17 protein-coding genes are annotated in these 19,943 nt (G+C 63.0%); 9 read left to right on the top strand and 8 right to left on the bottom strand.

Annotated elements, in window-relative coordinates; all coding sequences use genetic code 11:
- Nucleotides 1–179 precede the first annotated feature (179 nt).
- Nucleotides 180–734: a DinB family protein gene (locus FHK92_RS13415; RefSeq protein ID WP_181288467.1), complete on the top strand. Its 555-nt coding sequence runs from the start codon at nt 180–182 to the stop codon at nt 732–734.
- Between the two features lie 59 nt (nt 735–793).
- Here the strand turns inward: FHK92_RS13415 and FHK92_RS13410 are convergent, their stop codons facing one another.
- The 5 genes from FHK92_RS13410 to FHK92_RS13390 form a co-directional block, all read right to left on the bottom strand.
- Nucleotides 794–1,858, bottom strand: coding sequence for a 2,3-butanediol dehydrogenase (locus FHK92_RS13410; protein ID WP_258232663.1), 1,065 nt, complete (start codon nt 1,856–1,858; stop codon nt 794–796).
- Nucleotides 1,859–1,942: 84 nt separating this feature from the next.
- A complete protein-coding gene (locus tag FHK92_RS13405; protein ID WP_181288465.1) occupies nt 1,943–3,055 on the bottom strand; it encodes an acetoin dehydrogenase dihydrolipoyllysine-residue acetyltransferase subunit in 1,113 nt (370 codons plus the stop codon).
- A complete protein-coding gene (locus tag FHK92_RS13400; protein WP_181288464.1) occupies nt 3,055–4,071 on the bottom strand; it encodes an alpha-ketoacid dehydrogenase subunit beta in 1,017 nt (338 codons plus the stop codon). The genes FHK92_RS13405 and FHK92_RS13400 overlap by 1 nt, the downstream gene beginning before the upstream one ends.
- A 35-nt stretch (nt 4,072–4,106) precedes the next feature.
- Nucleotides 4,107–5,084 (bottom strand): thiamine pyrophosphate-dependent dehydrogenase E1 component subunit alpha, encoded by a 978-nt coding sequence (locus FHK92_RS13395; protein WP_181288463.1) that lies wholly within the window; start codon nt 5,082–5,084, stop codon nt 4,107–4,109.
- 2 nt (nt 5,085–5,086) lie between these two features.
- Nucleotides 5,087–6,160 (bottom strand): ATP-NAD kinase family protein, encoded by a 1,074-nt coding sequence (locus FHK92_RS13390; protein WP_181288462.1) that lies wholly within the window; start codon nt 6,158–6,160, stop codon nt 5,087–5,089.
- A gap of 343 nt (nt 6,161–6,503) precedes the next feature.
- On the opposite strand from FHK92_RS13390, the gene FHK92_RS13385 reads away from it, so the two are divergent.
- A complete protein-coding gene (locus FHK92_RS13385; RefSeq protein ID WP_181288461.1) occupies nt 6,504–8,369 on the top strand; it encodes a sigma-54-dependent Fis family transcriptional regulator in 1,866 nt (621 codons plus the stop codon).
- 4 nt (nt 8,370–8,373) lie between these two features.
- Here the strand turns inward: FHK92_RS13385 and FHK92_RS13380 are convergent, their stop codons facing one another.
- From FHK92_RS13380 to FHK92_RS13370, 3 genes are all read right to left on the bottom strand, one after another.
- Nucleotides 8,374–8,703 carry a hypothetical protein gene (locus FHK92_RS13380; protein ID WP_181288460.1) on the bottom strand — a complete coding sequence of 110 codons (330 nt, stop codon included), beginning with the start codon at nt 8,701–8,703 and terminating at the stop codon, nt 8,374–8,376.
- 325 nt (nt 8,704–9,028) lie between these two features.
- Entirely contained in the window at nt 9,029–10,240 is a 1,212-nt protein-coding gene (locus FHK92_RS13375; protein WP_181288459.1) for a cytochrome c biogenesis protein DipZ, read from the bottom strand.
- Between the two features lie 106 nt (nt 10,241–10,346).
- Entirely contained in the window at nt 10,347–10,610 is a 264-nt protein-coding gene (locus FHK92_RS13370; RefSeq protein ID WP_181288458.1) for a DUF2790 domain-containing protein, read from the bottom strand.
- A 225-nt stretch (nt 10,611–10,835) separates the two neighbouring features.
- On the opposite strand from FHK92_RS13370, the gene FHK92_RS13365 reads away from it, so the two are divergent.
- The 7 genes from FHK92_RS13365 to FHK92_RS13335 all read left to right on the top strand — a co-directional run bounded on the left by FHK92_RS13365 (nt 10,836) and on the right by FHK92_RS13335 (nt 19,616).
- Nucleotides 10,836–11,576: a response regulator gene (locus tag FHK92_RS13365; protein ID WP_123344949.1), complete on the top strand. Its 741-nt coding sequence runs from the start codon at nt 10,836–10,838 to the stop codon at nt 11,574–11,576.
- On the top strand, nt 11,573–12,889 hold the full coding sequence (locus FHK92_RS13360; protein ID WP_181288457.1) for an ATP-binding protein: 1,317 nt from the start codon (nt 11,573–11,575) through the stop codon (nt 12,887–12,889). The genes FHK92_RS13365 and FHK92_RS13360 overlap by 4 nt, the downstream gene beginning before the upstream one ends.
- 276 nt (nt 12,890–13,165) lie before the next feature.
- Nucleotides 13,166–13,804 (top strand): ferric reductase-like transmembrane domain-containing protein, encoded by a 639-nt coding sequence (locus tag FHK92_RS13355; RefSeq protein ID WP_181288456.1) that lies wholly within the window; start codon nt 13,166–13,168, stop codon nt 13,802–13,804.
- 16 nt (nt 13,805–13,820) lie between these two features.
- Nucleotides 13,821–14,339, top strand: a complete 519-nt coding sequence (locus FHK92_RS13350) for an HvfX family Cu-binding RiPP maturation protein (RefSeq protein WP_181288455.1) — start codon at nt 13,821–13,823, stop codon at nt 14,337–14,339.
- A gap of 101 nt (nt 14,340–14,440) precedes the next feature.
- Nucleotides 14,441–16,240 (top strand): thiamine pyrophosphate-requiring protein, encoded by a 1,800-nt coding sequence (locus tag FHK92_RS13345; protein WP_181288454.1) that lies wholly within the window; start codon nt 14,441–14,443, stop codon nt 16,238–16,240.
- A 2-nt stretch (nt 16,241–16,242) separates the two neighbouring features.
- Nucleotides 16,243–16,917, top strand: a complete 675-nt coding sequence (locus FHK92_RS13340) for a DUF2238 domain-containing protein (protein WP_181288453.1) — start codon at nt 16,243–16,245, stop codon at nt 16,915–16,917.
- Between the two features lie 125 nt (nt 16,918–17,042).
- Nucleotides 17,043–19,616 carry a bifunctional diguanylate cyclase/phosphodiesterase gene (locus FHK92_RS13335; RefSeq protein WP_181288452.1) on the top strand — a complete coding sequence of 858 codons (2,574 nt, stop codon included), beginning with the start codon at nt 17,043–17,045 and terminating at the stop codon, nt 19,614–19,616.
- The last annotated feature ends 327 nt before the right edge of the window (nt 19,617–19,943 follow it).

Genomic DNA, 19,943 nt, shown 5'->3' with positions numbered 1-19,943 from the left:
CATGGAGCAAAAAGCGGCATAAACACCGTAATCGGTGTCCGGGATTACTTGACCAGTTCAAGCTCGCTCCCACAGGGGCCCCGCGATGACATCTAACCAACCGACCAGCAACACGGCGTCGTCGCCAGTCTTTGCTACGCTTTCCCCCCGGCGAAACGACGCGCACGGGAGGCGTCTCCATGAACTATTTCCTGGCCCAGGCCCTGAACAACCAATGGGCCAACCACAGGCTGCTGGACGCCTGCGCACAGCTGAACACGGTGGAATACGAGGCCTACCGCACCAGTTTTTTTCCCTCCATCCAAGCCACGCTTTGCCATATCCTCGAAGTCGATCGTTATTACCTCACCGCCCTGGAAGGTGACGTCGCGGGCCAGGAACAGGATTTTTCCGCGACGCTGGCGTTCGCCCAACTCAGGGAAAACCAGGACCGTACCGACCGACAACTGGCGACATTCTGCGAAAACCTCAAACACCAGGACCTCGCGCGTTCCGTTGACCTGGTGCGCGCCGACGGCAGGGTTCGCGAACGGATCGACCGTTTGCTGCTGCACCTGTTCGAGCACCAGATTCATCACCGCGGCCAGGTCCACGCCATGCTCAGCGCCACCCACGTCGACCCACCGCAGCTCGACGAATTTTTTCTCGATTGCGACCGTCCGTTTCGTCGACGAGAGGAACCGCTGTTGCAGCTGGATGAAACCCGCGTCTGGCGGGGCTATCGCGCCGACTGAAAATAAAAAATGCGATGGCCGCTACCGACCATCGCCAAATCGCCCCACCTCAGGCGCTCTCAGATCCGTGCGGGTGACACGATGATTTTCACGTTGTGCTCTTTGTTATTCACCAGTTCCTCGAAGCCCTGCCCGACGATCTCCTCCAACTGGATGCGCCCCGTCACCAGCGGCGAGATGTCCAGGCGCCCGTCGGCGATGAAGGCAATCACGTCGGCGAACTCACCGTTGTAGGCCAGCGCGCCCAGCACCTGCTTTTCGGTGGAGACCAGTTCGAAAAAGTTGAACTCGCTGGGCTCTTCGAAGATGCCCACCAACACGCATTTACCGGCCTTGCGAATCAGGTCGATGGCGAACTTGGCGGTGTGCTTGTTGCCAATGCACTCGAAGCTCACATCGGCGCCCAGGCCACCGGTCAGGCGACGGACTTCAGCCAAGGCGTCGCACTCGTTCGGATCAATGACGTGGCTGGCCCCGACTTCGAGGGCCTTGGCCTTGCGCGCGCCGGACATTTCAAGGGCGATGACCTGGGCCGCGCCCGCCGCCTTGGCGCACATGATCGTGCACAGGCCGATAGTCCCGGCGCCGACTACGACGACGTTCTGCCCCAGCAGGCTGCCGGCCTTCTTCACCGCGTGCATGCCCACCGCCAGCGGTTCGATCAACGCACCGGCCTCGGCGGGGAAGTTGGCCGGCAGTTTGTAGAGCAAATTCGCCGGGACGTTGACCAGCTCAGCGAACGCGCCGTTGTTCATCAGCCCGGTAAAGGCCAGGTTCTCGCAGATGTTGTAGAGCCCGCGGGTGCAGTAATAACAAGTGCCGCAATGCTGACAGGCGTCCGCTGCGACCGGCTCGCCGACGCTGAAGCCTTCGACGCCCTCGCCCAGCTCGACGATTTCGCCGCAGAACTCATGGCCGAGGATGCACTGGCCCTTGATCCCGGTCAGCGGGTGTGGCGCCTCCACCGGGATGAACACCGGCCCGGCCACGTATTCGTGCAGGTCCGAGCCACAGATACCGCACCATTGCACGCGGATCTGCACCCAACTGGCGGGCGGCGATACCGGCAGCGGCACGTCTTCGACGCGGATGTCGTTGCGGCCATGCCAGACGGCGGCGCGCATGCTGCGGGTCGGCTTGATTGAAATGTTCATAGCGTTGCCTCCAGATATTTTTGTAGGGCGACGACTCAATCGCCGCCCGCGGGGTCAGTGCTGTCCGATGAACTCGGAAATCAATCGGTTGATCTGTTCGGCCGCTTCCATCTGCACCATGTGGCCCTGGCCTGGCAGGACTTCGACCTGGGCACTCAGCCCTTCGGCGTGGGCCGCCGGGATAATCGCGTCGTCGCTGCCCCAGATCACCAGCGTCGGAACGTGGCCGGCCTGCACCACCTCGCGCAGGTCCACCTGCTGGCGACCGTCCTTGAACAAACCCGCGGTCAGTTGGCGCAGGGCCGCGTCCACGCCTTCCAGGCGCTTGTACTTGAGCATGTCGTCGAGCATCTGCCGGTTGACCAACTCGGCATTCGAGAACAGTTGCACCAGCTGCGGCTTGAGGGCATTGCGGTTGGCCGCGTCGACGAAGCCTTGCAGGTAGCTGCCATTGATTTCGGCGCCGAGACCGGCGCTGCCGATCAGCGTCAATGAGCGGATCCGTTGCGGCATCAGGCGCGCGGCATTCAGCGACACCGCCCCGCCCATGGAATGCCCGACCAGATGGGCCGTGTTGATGTCCAGGTGATCGAGCAAAGCCAGCACCACACCGCTCAGCTCATCCAGATCGCCGCGTTGCAGAGTCTTCGAAGATTCACCATGGCCCGGCAGGTCCAGCGCAATCACTCGCCGCCCGGCTGCCAGTGCTTCATGGTTGAACAGCCAATTGTTCAGGTCGCCGCCAAAACCGTGCACCAGCACCAGCGGCGTACCGCCCTCGCCGCGCTCGAAATAGCGGATCACCCGGCCGTCCACGTCGACTTTCTGCGGTTTCGGGCCGCTGTCCTCATCGGCCGCATCGCCGGGCACGAAGTTGGATTGGAACTGTTCGATGACCGCGTCGATCTCGGCGTCGCTGGCCTCGCCTTCGACGACGATGCCGAGCAAGGCGCCGACCGCCAGGGTTTCGTCCTGGCGAGCCACTTGCCGGCGCAATACACCGGAAAACGGCGCCTCGACGCTACTGGAGATCTTGTCGGTCTCGACGTCCATCACTTCATCGCCCTTGGTGATGGCCTGCCCCTCTTCCTTGAGCCAGGTATCGACCCGGCCCTCGGTCATCGACAGGCCCCACTTGGGCATGGTCAGGGTAAAAATCTGGCTCATCAGTGCTTGCTCCACTCGATCACGTTGAGCACGGCTTGTTCGATCTTCGCCGCGTCAGGGATGTACAGGTCTTCCAGGGAATCGGAGAACGGCACCGGGGTGTGCGGCGCAGTGACCATTTCGATCGGTGCCTTGAGTGCGCCAAAGGCCTTTTGCGCCACCAGCGCCGAGATGTCGGTGGCCATGGAACAGCGCGGGTTGGCCTCGTCGATTACCACCAGGCGCCCGGTTTTTTCGACACTTTCGAGGATGCTGTCCTCGTCCATCGGGCTGGTGGTGCGCAGGTCGATGACTTCGCAGTCGATTCCGCGCCCGGCCAGGTTGCGCGCCGCGTCCATCGCGGTGTTGACCAGCCGACCGTAGGACACCAGGGTGATGTCCTTGCCGTCGCGCAGGAAGTTGGCCTCGCCGAACGGCACGGTGTAGAGCTCTTCCGGCACCTCGCCCTGCATGCTGTAGAGCAATTTGTGTTCGCAGAAAATCACCGGATCGTTGTCGCGAATCGCCTGGATCAGCAGGCCCTTGGCGTCGTAAGGCGATGATGGGCAGACCACTTTCAGCCCCGGGATATGCGTCCACAGCGAGGTGAGCATCTGCGAATGCTGGGCCGCGGCGCGCAGGCCGGCGCCGACCATGGTGCGGATCACCAACGGTGTGGACGCCTTGCCGCCGAACATGTAGCGGAATTTCGCTGCCTGGTTGAGGATCTGGTCCAGGCAGCAGCCGGCGAAGTCGACGAACATCAATTCGCACACCGGCCGCACGCCGCAGGTGGCGGCGCCTACCGCCGCGCCGACATAGCCGATTTCCGACAGCGGTGTGTCCAACACTCGCCCGGGGAATTGGTCGTAAAGGCCCTTGGTGACGCCGAGCACGCCGCCCCAGGCATCGTTTTCACCGGGTGCGCCAGCGCCACCGGCCACGTCCTCACCCATGATGAACACGCTGGAGTCGCGACGCATTTCCTGGGCCAGGGCTTCGTTGATTGCCTGCTGATAGCTGATTTTTCTCGCCATGATGGGATTCGCTCTTGTTGTTTTTTATGGGGCGTTCAGGGATAGCTGACGTAGACGTCGGTCAGCAGGTCGGACGCCGCCGGCTTCGGATCGGACTTGGCCTTGTACACGGCGTTTTCGATCAGCATCTCCACTTCCTTGTCGATCTGGTCCAACTGCTCGACAGTGAGCAGTCCGGCCCGGGTCGTGCGCTCGCGGAACTGCATCAGGCAGTCCTGGTTCTCGCGGAAATGCTTGACCTCATCGGGTGCGCGATAGGTCTGGGCGTCGCCCTCGAAGTGGCCGTAGTAGCGGGTCAGCTTGACCTCGATCAGCGACGGCCCTTCCCCGGCACGGGCACGTTCGACGGCGGCCCCGGCGGCTTCATGCACGGCAAAGAAGTCGAAGCCATCGACGGTCACGCCGGGCATGCCGAAGCCGGCGGCGCGGTCGGCAATGTGGTCGCAGGCCACCGACCAATTGGAGGCGGTGGCTTCGGCGTAGCCGTTGTTTTCCGCGATGAACAGGCACGGCAGGTTCCACACCGAGGCCATGTTCATGGCTTCGAACACCGCGCCCTCGTTGGAGCCGCCGTCGCCGAAAAACACCACGGCGACGCTGTCGGTGCCCTTGAGCCGCGCTGCCAGGGCCGCGCCGACCACCAGTGGCGCACCGGCGCCGACGATGCCGTTGGCACCGAGCATGCCTTTCTCGAAATCGGCGATGTGCATCGAGCCGCCCTTGCCTTGGCAGACCCCGGTTTTCTTGCCGTAGATCTCGGCCATCATCCCGTACACATCCACGCCCTTGGCGATGCAATGGCCGTGGCCACGGTGGTTGGAAGCGATGCAATCGTCGTCCCCGAGGTGCGCCATGACGCCAGCGGCCGAGGCTTCTTCGCCGGCATACAAGTGGACGAAACCAGGGATCTCGCCGGTGGCGAATTCCACGTGCAGGCGCTCTTCGAAGGCGCGGATGGTGCGCATGACCTGATAGGCGTGCAGCAATTGATCGTGGGTGAGCGATGTCGACATTTTTATTCTCCAGGCGTGTCTTCTTGAAGGTTCAAGGGGTGTTGCGGGTGCTCGCGGCCAATGGCCAACAAGCGTTGTTGCGCGGCGTAGGTGAGCACCGCGTTGACGTCGATGCTCAGCGGGCCGCCGGCATCGAGGGTGACCGTGGGCCGGTCATGGGCGTTGAATTCGATTTCCCGCTCGCCATCCAGGGCCAACGTGCCGGCGGACAGCGACAGACCGTGGGCGACGCCGGGTTCCAAAGGACCGGCGGCGAGCACGCCGCAGCCTTGCAGCAAGCCTGGTGCGAGCGGCACCAGCAGCGCCTCGGGAGATTGCGGGTCCAGGCGCATCCAGGCACCGCCTGGCGCCTGGCGTGACACCGGGAACCACAAGCCGCACAGGGCCGACAAACCGATGGATTGCGGTTCGGCGAAGGTCACGAAGACTTCGGCGAGGTCCTGGGCCCGACTGATCGCCCGGGCACCGACGAAGCGCAGCGGCGACACGGCAACGTCCACCAGGGCCACTTCACGCAAGTCACGTGCGGCATCGCAGACCAGCAAGCGCTTGTTGCGGCGCAAACCGATTTCGTCCGGGATGCGGCCGCAGGCGTACAACCCGCCGGCCAGCCCGGCACTGGTGGCTTCGCGTAGCTCGGGGAAGGCATTGTTGGTGCCGGTGGAAAGGGTCAAGAGAGGAATGTCGCCGACTTCGGCGGCGACCGCCTTGTGGGTGCCGTCGCCGCCGAGCACGGCGATCAACGCCACCTCGCGCTCGGCCATCAGCCGGGCGGCGCGGCGGGTGTCTTCGACGGTCTGGCGCAGGGTCAGGTCGAGAAATTCCAGGGCCGGCCAGTGGCTGCTGCGGGCCTGGCGGCTGTGGCTGTTCTTCAGCACGGCGGCCGCCATGCCGATCATGTCGGTGGGCATCAGCACCTGTTCGATGCCCGTGGCGCCGAACGCGGCCAACAGGCGCTGGATCACCGAGACCTTGTCGGTGCTGGAAAACAATCCGGCATTGGCAGTCAGGCGCCGCACGTCGCGGCCCGAGGCGGGGTTGGCGATGATGCCGACGGTGAGCGGGCGGCGGCTCATGGCGCCACCGTGGCGTGGACGGTCAGCTGGCTTGGCGTGCAAGTCATAGGCACCTCTTTTTATTATTGGAAGCCCAACGGGTCTGGGTCCAAGGCCTAGAGCAAGCCCGGTGCCAATTGCCCAAGATTCGCCGCAAAGGCTTGAGACAGAGCGCTCGCGGCGTTGCGCTGGGGACGTCGCCGCCGAGTCCGGTGAGACGCCACATGCCAGCCTGCACGACCCAACCGCGAGACACTGAGACGTCGCGTCTCACCTTCGCCCCCGCGCTCCGTCGGGCTTGTCTGCGCCCGGCGATCAGCGCTTAATGTGCCGACAACGACAAGAAGCTGAACCGGAGGCCCCTATGCTTTCCGCTCACTCCCGGGCGCATGTGGATTGCGTCAGCCGCGTGCTGAAGAACGCCGCTCAACTGCCGCAGTTGCCGGTGCCGGACCTGATCCTCGACTCCTGGCGCCGTTCCATGGAGCAACATCACCTGGACCCCGGCTCACTGCAGGGCCCGCGAATACTGTCCAACGACGTGCTCAAGCAATGCCGCGAGCGTTCGGAACTGTTCCTCAATATCGCCAGCGACGAAGTGGCACGCCTGCATGGCCGGGTGCGCGATGCCGACTATTGCGTGCTGCTGACCGATGCCCAGGGCCAGACCATCGACTATCGGGTCGAAACCACCCTTCGCAACGACTGCCGCAAGGCGGGCCTGTACCTGGGTACGTGTTGGTCGGAAGGTGAAGAAGGCACCTGTGGCGTGGCGGCGGTGCTCACGGCCAAGAAGGCAGTGACGGTGCACAAGCGCGACCATTTCCGCGCCGCATTCATTGGCCTGACCTGCTCCGCCGCGCCGGTCTTCGATCCGCAAGGCGAGTTGCTCGGCGTGCTGGATGTGTCGGCGGTGCGCTCGCCGGATGATCGCCGCTCCCAGCATCTGATCCGGCAAATGGTGGTGCAGAGCGCACGGGAGATCGAACAGGCGTTTTTCATGAGCAGTGCCCAGGGCTACTGGGTGCTGCGCGCCCATCGCAATGCAGGGTACGTCGACAGCCAGCCGGATTTCCTGCTGGCCTGGGACGACGACGGCTGCCTGCAAGCCCTGAACCCGGCAGCGCGCCAGTACCTGATGCAGCGTTACGGCCAACTGCCTCAACACATCAGCCAGGTCTTCGACGCCCAATTGCTGCACCGCGCCCGTGACGAAAGCCTCTATCCGCTCGATGTCGATTTGCACGGCCGCTTGAGCGCGCCACGGCGCCGGGCCACGCCTCGCCAGCGCGTCGCGATGACACCGACCGAACTCGATCCACGCCTGGCTGACAGCCTGAGCCTGGCGGTGCGGGTCAAGGATCGCAACCTGCCGGTGCTGATCCAGGGCGAGACCGGCTCCGGCAAGGAAGTCTTCGCCCGCCAGTTGCACCAGGCCAGCCAGCGCCGCGACCGGCCTTTCGTGGCCTTGAACTGCGCAGCCATCCCGGAAAGCCTGATCGAGAGCGAATTGTTCGGCTATGTCGCCGGCGCTTTTACCGGCGCCTCGGCCAAGGGCATGCAGGGCCTGTTGCAGCAGGCCGATGGCGGCACGCTGTTCCTCGACGAAATCGGTGACATGCCGTTGGCCTTGCAAACCCGCCTGTTGCGGGTGCTGGCCGAGGGCGAGGTGGCGCCGTTGGGGGCCTCACGGCGCAAGGCCGTGGACATCCAGGTGGTCTGCGCGACCCACCGCGACCTGGAAGCCCTGGTGGCGGCCGGCGAGTTTCGCGAGGATTTGTATTTCCGCTTAGGCGGTGCCCGTTTCCAGTTGCCACCGTTGCGCGAGCGCACGGACCGATTGGCGTTGATCAATCGCATCCTGGAGGAAGAATCGGCGTTGTGCGGCGGTGCGGTGCAACTGAGCGGAGCGGCGCTGGAATGCCTGCTCGGTTATCACTGGCCGGGCAATGTCCGCCAGTTGCGGCATGTGCTGCGTTATGCCTGCGCGGTGTGCGAGGCGAGCGTGATCCAGCTCAGCCACCTGCCCGAGTCATTGCACAGCACGAGTGTCACCGACCATGGGCCAGAGCCCAGCGCGAGCCCTGAACGCCAGGCGTTGCTGGATGCCCTGGTACGCCACCGCTGGAAACCCACCCCGGCGGCCCGGGCGCTGGGCATTTCCCGCGCGACGCTGTATCGACGGGTGCATCAGCATGGGATCGAAATGCCCGGCCGGAGTCCGGGCTGAAGATTTATCGTCGCGCCAGCTCATGGCGCACGCATTGCTCGTAGTAGGTCTGCTTGACGGCGGCGGGCTTGAGCTGCGACGCGCTGTTGTAAGTCTGTTCGGTAATGCCCAACGCGGTCATGCGCATCCAGGGGCGGGGAAACTTGCGCACCTGCAGCTTCTTGCGTGCACCATACAGGCTGATCCCGGACAGCTTCGACGCCTGGGCGCCCGCCGCGATATCCGAACCCCACCGACACACCGACTGCTGGTTTGCAGTCAGCGCCTTGGCCTGGGCTTCAAGCGAAACGGCGGCCATGAAAATGGTCGCCGCGATCCAGATAGAAACACGCATAAGTTTGTCGTCCAACTTTCTGAAATGAAAGGAGTTTGACGTTGGTTTGATGAGCAAGGGGCCAGCTTTCTCGTGCCGTTCGTCACCTCACGCGCTTATCTATAAACGACATTTGAAACGTATCTCAACATACTGATAGTTATGATTTTTTATTTTTATCTCAGCCCAGCTAGAGCAAGCGAATCTGCACGCAAACCCGTGGCGAGGGAGCTTGCTCCCGCTGGGTCGCGGAGCGGCCCCCTTTCGATTTTCCTGATAAAACGTGTGGCCAAGGCCTTTTAGGGCTGCTTCGCAGCCCAGCGGGAGCAAGCTCCCTCGCCACAGGTTATTGGCCGGCCTTCGCCTCTTGCAGCAATTGCTGGATCACCTGTTCCTGCTCGCCATACCGCCCTTCGCCAAAATGGCTGTAACGCACCTGCCCCTTGGCATCGATGAAGTAATGGGCCGGCCAGTACTGGTTGTTGAAGGCGCGCCAGATCGCATATTGGTTATCGATGGCCACCGGGTACTGGATGTCCAGCTTGCGCACCTGCTCGCGCACGTTGTCGATGATCTTCTCGTAGCCGTATTCCGGCGTGTGCACGCCAATGACCACCAGCCCGTCCTTCGCGTATTTCTTCGCCCAATCGTTCACGTACGGCAGCGTGTGCTGGCAGTTGATGCAGTCATAGGTCCAGAAATCCACCAACACCACCTTACCCCGCAACGACTCGCTGCTCAGCGGCGGCGAGTTGAGCCATTGCACGGCGCCGTCCAGCGCAGGCATGGCGCCTTGGGACTCAAGCGTTGGCATAGTGCTTGCGCCGGCCTTGCTTACGACATAGTCGATGGCCTTGGGCACGTTCTCCAGCAGGCTTTTTTCCAGGCTGGCCGACTGTTGCGATGACGTCGCGGCGAGTAGCCGGTCATCCGCACCGGTGCCGATAGCAACGGCGGCCAGCAACACCAGCGCCCCCGTGGCCCGACGCAGCCAGGCGGTAATCGGCAGCGAAGGTTTCAACCGACCGACCAGGCCCCGACCAGCGAGAATCAAGGTCCCGAGCGACAAGGCACTGCCCAGGCCGTAGGCGAGCAGCAACAGGCTGGTCTGCGCGCTGGCACCTTGTAGCATGGCCCCGGTCAGGATCACCCCGAGAATCGGCCCGGCACACGGAGCCCAGAGCAAACCGGTGGCGACACCGATCGACACCGACGCCACAGGCCCACCCATCCGCCCGGCACCGGCATCAAGCCGATTGCCCAGGCTGACCAGTGGCCGCGCCAACCAAGTGCCTACCCGGCTGAACATCAGCGACAAGGCAAACAGCACCATCACCACCAAGGCGACTTGCCGGCCAACGCTGCTGGCGCGTATCACCCACTCGCTGCTGGCTACCGCCAGGCTGGACACGGCGGCAAAGGTCAGGACCATGCCTCCCAACGTCAACAACACCGAGCTGCGCGATTGATTGGCCCGGGCGAACAGGAACGGCACCACAGGGAGAATACAAGGGCTGAGGATCGTCAGGACCCCGCCGAGAAATGCGATCAGAAGCATGGCAACACCTCAAAATGGGCTGAAGCACGAATAGGTGCGGGGACTTTGTGGCGAGGGGATTTATCCCCTCGCCACAAAGCCTGCAGGCATGGCTGGCATGTGGCTCTCAATTCTGGTTGGTGCAGTTATCTGACAACTTACGGTAATCCAGCGCCTGCTCATGCCCCGCCGAATCCAGGTACGTCATGTGCGCATTCACCACGCCGCAGGCCGGCTGCGGGTCCTCGCTCAGGGACAGCACTTTGCGTACATCCAGGTGGGTGCCATAGCTGTAGGTGTGCGGCTGAATGGTGCTTTCGGCCCGGGCCGACAGGGTGCAGACGTTCAGTGCGGCGAACAGGCAGGCGGCGTAGATGGCTTTGGTGTTCATGGCGGCGTCCTCGATTCAATGGATGTTTGTCGCAGAGGCTGGTCGTGTTGCCTCGATGGATGCCATTGAATGCCGTCCAGGTATCGCGCCTGTATCGAGCCGGGGGCTTTTTGCATCGCTGTGTATCCGCCGCGCGCCAGATACACTGCAATACAAACCGTCGCGAGCCACGCCGCCTGCCGGCTGTAGACTGGCCAACAACAAAACGCCAAGGGGCCGAACACCATGGATCATGTCGATCATGTGCTGATCGTGGATGACGATCGCGAAATCAGGGAACTGGTAGGCAACTACCTGAAAAAGAACGGGCTGCGCACCACCGTCGTGGCGGATGGGCGGCAAATGCGCGCCTTCCTGGAAACCACGCCGGTGGACTTGATCGTCCTGGATATCATGATGCCCGGCGACGATGGTCTGGTGTTGTGCCGGGAACTGCGCGCCGGCAAGCACAAGGCCACGCCGGTCTTGATGCTGACCGCTCGCAACGACGAGACCGACCGCATCATCGGCCTGGAAATGGGCGCCGATGATTACCTGGTCAAGCCCTTCGCCGCCCGCGAACTGCTGGCCCGGATCAACGCCGTGCTGCGGCGCACGCGCATGTTGCCGCCCAACCTGGTGGTCACCGAGAGCGGGCGCCTGCTGGCGTTTGGCCGCTGGCGGCTGGACACCACGGCCCGACACCTGCTGGACAGCGACGGCACCATGGTCGCCTTGAGCGGCGCCGAGTACCGGTTGCTGCGGGTATTCCTCGACCATCCGCAGCGGGTGCTCAACCGCGACCAGTTGCTGAACCTGACCCAGGGCCGTGACGCCGACCTGTTCGACCGCTCCATCGACTTGCTGGTCAGTCGCCTGCGCCAGCGCCTGTTGGACGACGCTCGCGAGCCGGCCTACATCAAGACCGTGCGCAGCGAAGGCTATGTGTTCTCGCTGCCAGTGGAGATCCTCGAGGCCTCGGTATGAGTCTGCCGCTGCGTTGGCCGCGCACCCTCGCCTCGCGCTTGTCGCTGATCTTCCTGATCGGCCTGGTCCTGGCCCAGGGTTTGTCGTTCGGCGTCCAGTACTACGAACGCTACGAAAGCGCCAAGAACACCATGCTCGGCAACCTTGAAACCGACGTCTCGACGTCCGTCGCGATCCTTGATCGCCTGCCTGCCGCGGAACGCCCCGCGTGGCTGCCAAAGCTTGCGCGGCGCAACTACGGCTACTTGCTCGACGAAGGCCAGCCTGGCATGCCGATGCTTCCCGACAACGCGCCGATATCGGTCAGTTCGATCCAGCAAGCCCTCGGCGGAGCCTATGCCCTGACGTACAACCAGATCCCGGGCCCGAAGATGCACTACCAGGCGCACCTGCGGCTGAAGGATGGCAACCCGCTGACCATCGACGTGCGCCCGGCCATGGCGCCGCTTTCACCGTGGCTGCCGATGGTCTTGCTCGGGCAACTGGCGCTGTTGATCGGCTGCACCTGGCTGGCCGTGCGCATCGCCGTCAGCCCCCTCACCCGATTGGCCCAGGCGGTGGAGACCCTGGACCCCAACGCCCACGGCGTGCGCCTGGATGAAAAAGGCCCGACCGAAGTGGTGCACGCGGCCAAGGCCTTCAATGCCATGCAGGACCGCATCGCCGCTTATCTGAAGGAGCGCATGCACCTGTTGGCCGCGATTTCCCATGATTTGCAGACACCCATTACGCGCATGAAGCTGCGCGCCGAGTTCATGGACGACGGCATCGAGAAGGACAAGCTCTACAGCGACCTGGGCGAGATGGAGCATCTGGTGCGTGAAGGCGTGGCCTACGCCCGTAGCATCCACGGCGCCACCGAGGCCAGTTGCCGGATCAGCCTGGACGCGTTTCTCGACAGTTTGGTGTTCGATTACCAGGACACGGGACAGGACGTGCAACTGTCCGGCAAGAACGCCGCGATCATCGATACACGCCCGCATGCGTTGCGTCGGGTGCTGGTCAACCTGGTGGACAACGCGTTGAAGTTTGGCGGCGCGGCGCAGATCCAGGTCCAGCCCGCCGCCAACGGCAAGTTGTCGATCCAGGTCCTGGACCGCGGCCCCGGCATCAGCGAGCAGGAACTGGCCGAAGTGCTCAAGCCGTTCTACCGGGTGGAAAGCTCGCGCAACCGCGAAACCGGCGGCACAGGCCTGGGCCTGGCGATCGCCCAGCAACTGGCGAATGCCATGGGTGGGTCGCTGACCTTGAGCAATCGCGAGGGTGGCGGGTTGTGCGCTGAGTTGCGGTTGGGTTGCGATACGTCCGCCTGAAGCCCACCGAATCCCTTGTGGGAGCGAGCTTGCTCGCGATAGCGGTGGGTCAGACAACATCAATCGACTGACCTGACGCTATCGCGAGCAAGCTCGCTCCCACAGGGTCTTGTGCAAAGGCTCGGTATCGGGTTTGTATATCAGTGTGTCAACCGCCACACCGCATACAAAACCTTGCACACCGCCCCGCTTCCGGACACACCCCGCTTACACCCACTTGAAAGACTCCTCCTATCCCCGGCCACAACGATGCCGGGCCATCCAAGGAGCTTTCCCATGTCTACCGCCACCGCAACGCCGCCTGCTTTCCGTTACCAGGGCTGGTCACTGTTCAGCCTGCTTGCAGCGCTGGTGCTGCTGATGACCGCGCTTATCCTGATCATCAACCCGGACCTGACCGAAGGCGTGCGCAGTGCCATTCGCGCCACGGCCCGCTCATCCTTCGTCCTGTTCCTGCTGGCCTTCACGGCCTCGGCGTTTGCCGTGCTGGTGCCCTCGCCCCTGAGCAAATCCCTGGTGCGCGAGCGGCGCTTCATCGGGTTGGCCTTTGCCTTTTCCCATCTTATCCACGCGGTGCTGATCTACTGGTACGGCCAGCTCAACACCGAGTTCTGGCCCGGACGTACCACACTGGGCAACGTGCCTGGCACCGTGGGCTACGTATTTGTCCTGCTGCTGGCCCTGACTTCGTTCAAAAGCACTACGCGGCTGATCGGCGCCACGGCCTGGAAGCGCCTGCACACGACCGGCATGTGGGTACTGGCAGCGATCTTTGCCTACTCGAACTTCAAGCGTATTCCTATGAGTGCCTGGTACGTGCTGCCGTTCGGCCTGATCTGCGCCGCCACGGCGGTCCGCCTGGTGGGCAAGCTGGCCCAGGCCAACAAGCGCCAATCCCTGCAACGTGCGGCCTGAGCGAAGGAGAACGATCATGTACACAACTGTCTCGAAAACCTTGAGCAGCCTGCACCTCAACCTCGATCACGCCGGTTCATGGTTTGCACCGCTGGGGCTGCGCCTGTTGCTGGCCTGGGAGTTCTTCGAATCCGGCCTGGAGAAATGGAACGGCGAGAACTGGTTCGCCGAGATCCAGTCGGCCTTTCCCTTCCCGTTCAACCATGTGCCGGCCAGTTGGAACTGGGAACTGTCGATGTGGGCGGAACTGATCTGCGCCATCGCCCTGTTGATCGGCCTGGGCACGCGCGCCTCGGCGCTGGTGTTGATGGTCGTCACCGTGGTTGCCACCGCTGCCGTGCATTGGCCGGCGGACTGGTCGAGCCTGAGCGAGCTGGCCCAAGGCTATGCGATCACCAACAAGGGTTATGGCAACTTCAAGTTGCCGTTGATTTACCTGGTGGCACTGCTGCCGTTGCTGTTGCAAGGTGCCGGCCAGTTGAGCGTGGATGCGCTGCTCAAGTCGTTGCCTTGGACAAAAAAATCGAAACCTTGAGGGGCTTGCGCCGGTCCAGTCCTGTATGAGCCAACGCGCTGCGTACCGCTGTCACGGCGGTCGCAGCTCATCCAGACAGCCTATCAGGACGAGGAACAGACATGAGCATGACCGTCGGCGATTTTCTGGTTGAGCGCCTTTATGAATGGGGCGTTCGTCGCATCTACGGCTATCCGGGCGATGGCATCAACGGTGTGTTTGGCGCCTTGAACCGGGCCAAGGGCAAGATCCGTTTCATCCAGGCCCGTCATGAGGAAATGGCCGCCTTCATGGCCTGCGCCCATGCCAAGTTCACCGGCGAATTGGGGGTTTGTATCGCGACGTCCGGCCCTGGAGCATCGCACCTGGTCACCGGTCTGTATGACGCGCGCATGGACCACATGCCGGTCCTCGCAATCAGCGGCCAGCAGGCGCGCAATGCGTTGGGCGGGCATTATCAGCAGGAGTTGGACCTGGTGAGCCTGTTCAAGGACGTTGCCGGCGCGTTCGTTCAGCAAGCCAGCGCCCCGGCCCAGGTCCGCCACCTGCTCGACCGTGCAGTACGCACCGCGGTGGGCGAACGCCGGGTCACCGCGCTGATCCTGCCCAACGATCTCCAGGACCTGGAATACACACCGCCGCCCCACAAGCACGGCACGCTGCATTCCGGTGTGGGCTATCGCAAACCCAAGGTCGTGCCGTACGAGGAAGACCTGCGCCGGGCCGCCGACGTGCTCAATGCCGGCAAGAAAGTCGCCATTCTGGTGGGCGCCGGGGCGCTGCACGCCACAGACGAAGTGATTGCCATCGCCGACAAACTTGGCGCCGGCGTCGCCAAGGCCCTGCTCGGCAAAGCCGTGGTGCCCGACGAATTGCCATGGGTCACCGGCTCCATCGGACTGCTGGGCACCGAGCCCAGCGACAATCTCATGGCCGGTTGCGACACCTTGCTGATGATCGGTTCCGGCTTTCCCTATGCCGAATTCCTGCCCGGCGAGGGCCAAGCCCGGGGCGTGCAGATCGACCTGCAGCCCGACATGCTCAGCCTGCGCTACCCCATGGAAGTCAATCTGCAAGGTGACAGCGCCGACACCCTGCGGGCCTTGCTGCCGTTGATCGAAGAAAAGACCGACCGCGCCTGGCGCAAGAAAATCGAAGGCTGGCGGGCGGACTGGGACAAGACCCTGGAAAAACGCGCCCTGGTGTCGGCCAAGCCGATCAATCCGCAACGGGTCACCTACGAACTGTCGCCACGGCTGCCGGACCGCGCCATCATCACCAGCGATTCCGGCTCCTGCGCCAACTGGTATGCACGAGATATCCAGATCCGTCGCGGCATGATGTGCTCGCTTTCCGGCGGCCTCGCCTCCATGGGCGCCGCTGTGCCCTACGCCATCGCCGCCAAGTTCTGCCACCCGGATCGCCCGGTCATCGCACTGGTGGGCGATGGCGCGATGCAAATGAACAACATGGCCGAGCTGATCACTGTCGCCAAGTATTGGCGCACCTGGGCCGACAGCACCTGGATCTGCGCGGTGTTCAACAACCAGGACCTGAATCAGGTGACCTGGGAACAGCGGGTCATGGAAGGCGACCCGAAATTCGAAGCATCCCAGGACATTCCTGACGTGCCCTATCATCTCTTCGCCGAGTCCATCGGCCTCAAGGGCATCCTCGTCGACCGGGAAACCGACGTGGCTGGCGCCTGGGAACAGGCCTTCGCCGCCGAACGTCCGGTGCTGATCGAGTTCCGCACCGATCCCGACGTGCCGCCGTTGCCACCGCACATCAAGCTGGAACAGGCGAAAAAATTTGCCTCGACCCTGCTCCGCGGCGATCCGAACGAAGGCGGCATCGTCGTCGAGACCGCCAAGCAAGTGCTCGGCGCGTTGCTGCCGGGCCATCGCAAGGACAAAGAGTGATCATGCAGACCCGAGCGAGCCGTTATGAGCTGATCTTGCTGGGAAGCTTCATTGCCCTATGGACGTGGCTGGCCATCGCCCCGATGAAACGCAGCGACTGGCTGGCGGAGAACCTGCTGGTCTTCGTGCTGCTGGCGGTCCTGGTGGCGGTTCATCGCCGGTTCAGCTTTTCCCGACTGTCCGCCTCGCTGGTGTTCGTGTTCCTTTGCATCCACGAGGTCGGTGCCCACTACACTTATGCCAAAGTCCCTTACAACGAATGGTGGCAAGCCCTGACCGGTGGACAGTCGCTGGACCAACTGCTGGGTTTCCAGCGCAACCAGTTCGATCGGCTGGTGCATTTCAGCTATGGCCTACTGCTGGCTTACCCGGTGCGCGAAGCGCTGTTGCGGGTCATGCCCGCCCGGGGTTTCACCGGCTATTTCCTGGCCTGGAACCTGATCCTGTCGTCCTCGGCCCTTTATGAACTGATCGAATGGATCGGCGGCGCCTACATGGGCGGCGATACCGCCAAGGCGTTTGTCGGCGCGCAACAGGATCCATGGGATTCGCAAAAGGACATGGCCCTGGCGGCACTGGCGGCGGGCGTGGCGTTGATCGCCGCCGCCGCGGTCAACTATTTCCAGCAACGGGACATTGCCTTGGAGTGGGCCCGGCGCAACAGGGCCAGCACTTGAAGACCGGGACCGAGAAAAAATGGTGCAACTGGTCAGCAATTTCCTACTTTTATTAAGCTAATCAGACAGTCAGCCGATACAAGGCTAGTGCGGGGAATCTCGCGTTTAGCTGATGGCTTGTTTTTATGATCGAAGATGCTGGCAATGGCTCCACGGTGGCTTCCGGCGAGCGACCAACCCGAAGTTTCACCCGCCGCACCTTTCCGGCCATCATGCTGTTGCTGTTCGTCATGTCCGCGCTGGCCATCGCGGTGCTGCTCAACGTCACCCAGACCCAGGACGAACAGGCCCGTGAACAGAGCCTGTTCTTTGCCCAGCGGGCCATCGACGGCATGCGTACCGGCATCGGCCGCGACCTGAGCGATTACTCGAAATGGAGCGACGCCTACCGGCACCTGCACATAAAAGTCGACAAAGACTGGGCCTACGACCAGGAAAACGTCGGCAGCAGCGTGTTCTCGCTGTATGGCTACCAGGCGGTGTTCGTCATTTCCCCTGCTGGCAAGACGGTTTACTCGGTGATCAATGGCGAAATGAGCAAAGTGGCCGCCGACACCTGGCTCACCGGCGACTTGCGGGCGATTGCCAAGAAGGCCAGGGCTGCGGAGAACCGTGACGAGGTGATCGTCGAACTGCTTCATCACGAGGACGCGCCGGCCTTCGTCGCCGTCTCGGCGATTACCACCGGCACCGACAATAGCGTGCGGGAGATTCCCGGCCCGCCCAGCTTGCTGCTGTTTGTCAAAGTCCTCGACACGGACGCGCTGCAGAACCTGTCCCGGGACTTCGCCCTGCCCGGTGCGCATATCGCCCACACGCCCGGCCCGAAAGACACCGCCCAGGTATCGCTCGACAACCTGACGCGCGAAGCCCTGGCCTGGCGCCCCGCTACCCCTGGAAAGGATCTGCGCAAGGTCCTGCTGCCCTTGCTCGGATTGGCGCTGTTGTTCCTCGCAATCATGGCCCTGGCGGTGTTGCGCCATGCCTTGATCATGCTCCGCGCCCAAGAGCGGCAATACGTCAGCCTCCTGGCCCATCGCAAGGCGCTGGAGCGCAGCGAAGAACGTTTCCGCGACATTGCCGAGGTATCGTCCGACTGGCTATGGGAAGTGGACTCGAACGGAACATTGACCTATTTGTCCGAGCGTTTCGAACAGGTCACTGGATTCCCCCCCTCCGAGTGGCTGGGCAAACCGCTGCACAGGCTGTTGCACCCCCATAACGGCTCGATCTCGATTGCCCATTGGCTGCTCGGCGGCGCCAACAGTGCATGCGCTACGCCGCTCCTGTGTGAATACACCGCCCGCAACCAACGCATACGCACCTGCAAGCTGTCGGTACGGGCCATCGAGGCCGGCGCGCAGGGCTTTCGCGGCACCGCCACCGATATCACCGAAGAGCTGCGGGCGCTGGCGCAGATCAAGCACCTTTCCCTGCACGACCCACTCACCGGCCTGGCCAACCGCAACCGGTTGTTCGACTGCCTCAGCGAGCACCTGGTCCAGGCGCACCCTACGCCGCTGGCGGTCCTGAACCTGGACATGGACAGATTCAAGCCGGTCAACGACTCCCTCGGCCATGCCGTGGGCGACAAGGTGCTGAAGGAGGTCGCTCATATCCTCCAGCAGAACGTCCGCGGTACCGACCTGGTGGCCCGCCTCGGCGGCGACGAGTTCGTCATCGTCATGCCCAACCCGGGTGGCGCAAGTGATCTCGACCAACTGTGCGGGCGCCTGATCGAGTGCATGCAACGCCCCATGCACCTTGACGGCAATACGCTGTACCTGGGCATGAGCATCGGCGTCGCCTGGTCGCACCCCGCGGAACAGCGTGCCGAAGAACTGTTGCGCCAAGCGGACATCGCCCTGTACGCGGCCAAGGCCGCCGGCCGCAATACCTGGCGCGTCTATGAAGAAGCCATGGGCAACGTGGCCCGCGACCGCCGGCGCTATGAGCAGCAATTGCGCGATGCAATGCAGCAAGACCAGCTTGAATTGCGCTACCTGCCACGTTTCGACGTGAATGCCGAACAGTTGCATGGTTTCGAAGCCCAGGCCTTCTGGCACCATCCCGAGCGAGGTGAGCTGGGGGGAATCGACTTCATTCCGGTCGCCGAAGCGTCCGGTCAACTGGAGGAACTGGGCAGTTGGATGTTGATCCATGCCTGCGAAGAGGCAACGACCTGGCCCAACGCACTGAACGTGTCCGTGGCCGTATCACCACGCTGGTTCAGCAGCAGCTTCCTGTTCAACCAAGTGCACAAGGCCCTGGAGACCAGCGGCCTGCCTGCCCAGCGCCTGACGCTGGAAGTGGCTGAAGGCGTGCTGCTGACCGATCACAAGACCCTCGCCAATACCTTGCATGCGCTCAAGGCGCTGGGCGTGCGTATCAACATCGACAAGTTCGGCACTAACATTGCCTCGCTCAGGGAGGTCCTTGACCAGCCTTTCGACGGCATTCGCTTCGATCGCAATATCCTCGCGCAGCTGGGGCTGGAGCATGATCAGGAGGGTGTGCTGGCGATGATTCGGTTGAGTCGAAGTGTCGGGCTGATGGTCACGGCCGAGGGTATCGAGAACGCGCGGCAGTTCAGTCAGTTGCGCAGTGTGGCGTGTGATCATGTGCAAGGGCCGTACTTCGGCGCGGCGTTGGCTCGCTCGGAAATGGCCTCGTTCTTTACTACGCCGCGGTGGCTTTAGCCTTCAGAATGCTTTTTGTGGGAGCGAGCCTGCTCGCGAAGGCGGTGTGTCAGTTTGCGGTGATGTTGGGTGTACTGGCCTCATCGCGAGCAAGCTCGCTCCCACAGGGTTTTGCGGCAAATGAGCATCGAGTGGCAACTGGAGATCCCATGTGGGAGCGAGCTTGCTCGCGATAGTGGTGGCTCAACTAAGTAAATCCTGGCTGATGCCCCGCTGTTGCTGTTGCTCTTGCTTTGGATCTTGATCTTGATCTTGGCGCCCCGTTAACCACGCTGGCCGAACGCAGGTCTTGCGCAGTGGGCATCCCGGCATGGATGCCGGGATAGC

Origin of the sequence: Pseudomonas brassicacearum subsp. neoaurantiaca, from assembly GCF_013608025.1 — a bacterium.
Lineage (GTDB): Bacteria > Pseudomonadota > Gammaproteobacteria > Pseudomonadales > Pseudomonadaceae > Aquipseudomonas.
Note: the sequence above shows the minus strand (reverse complement) of the source record. Positions and strands in the feature narration are given on the sequence as shown.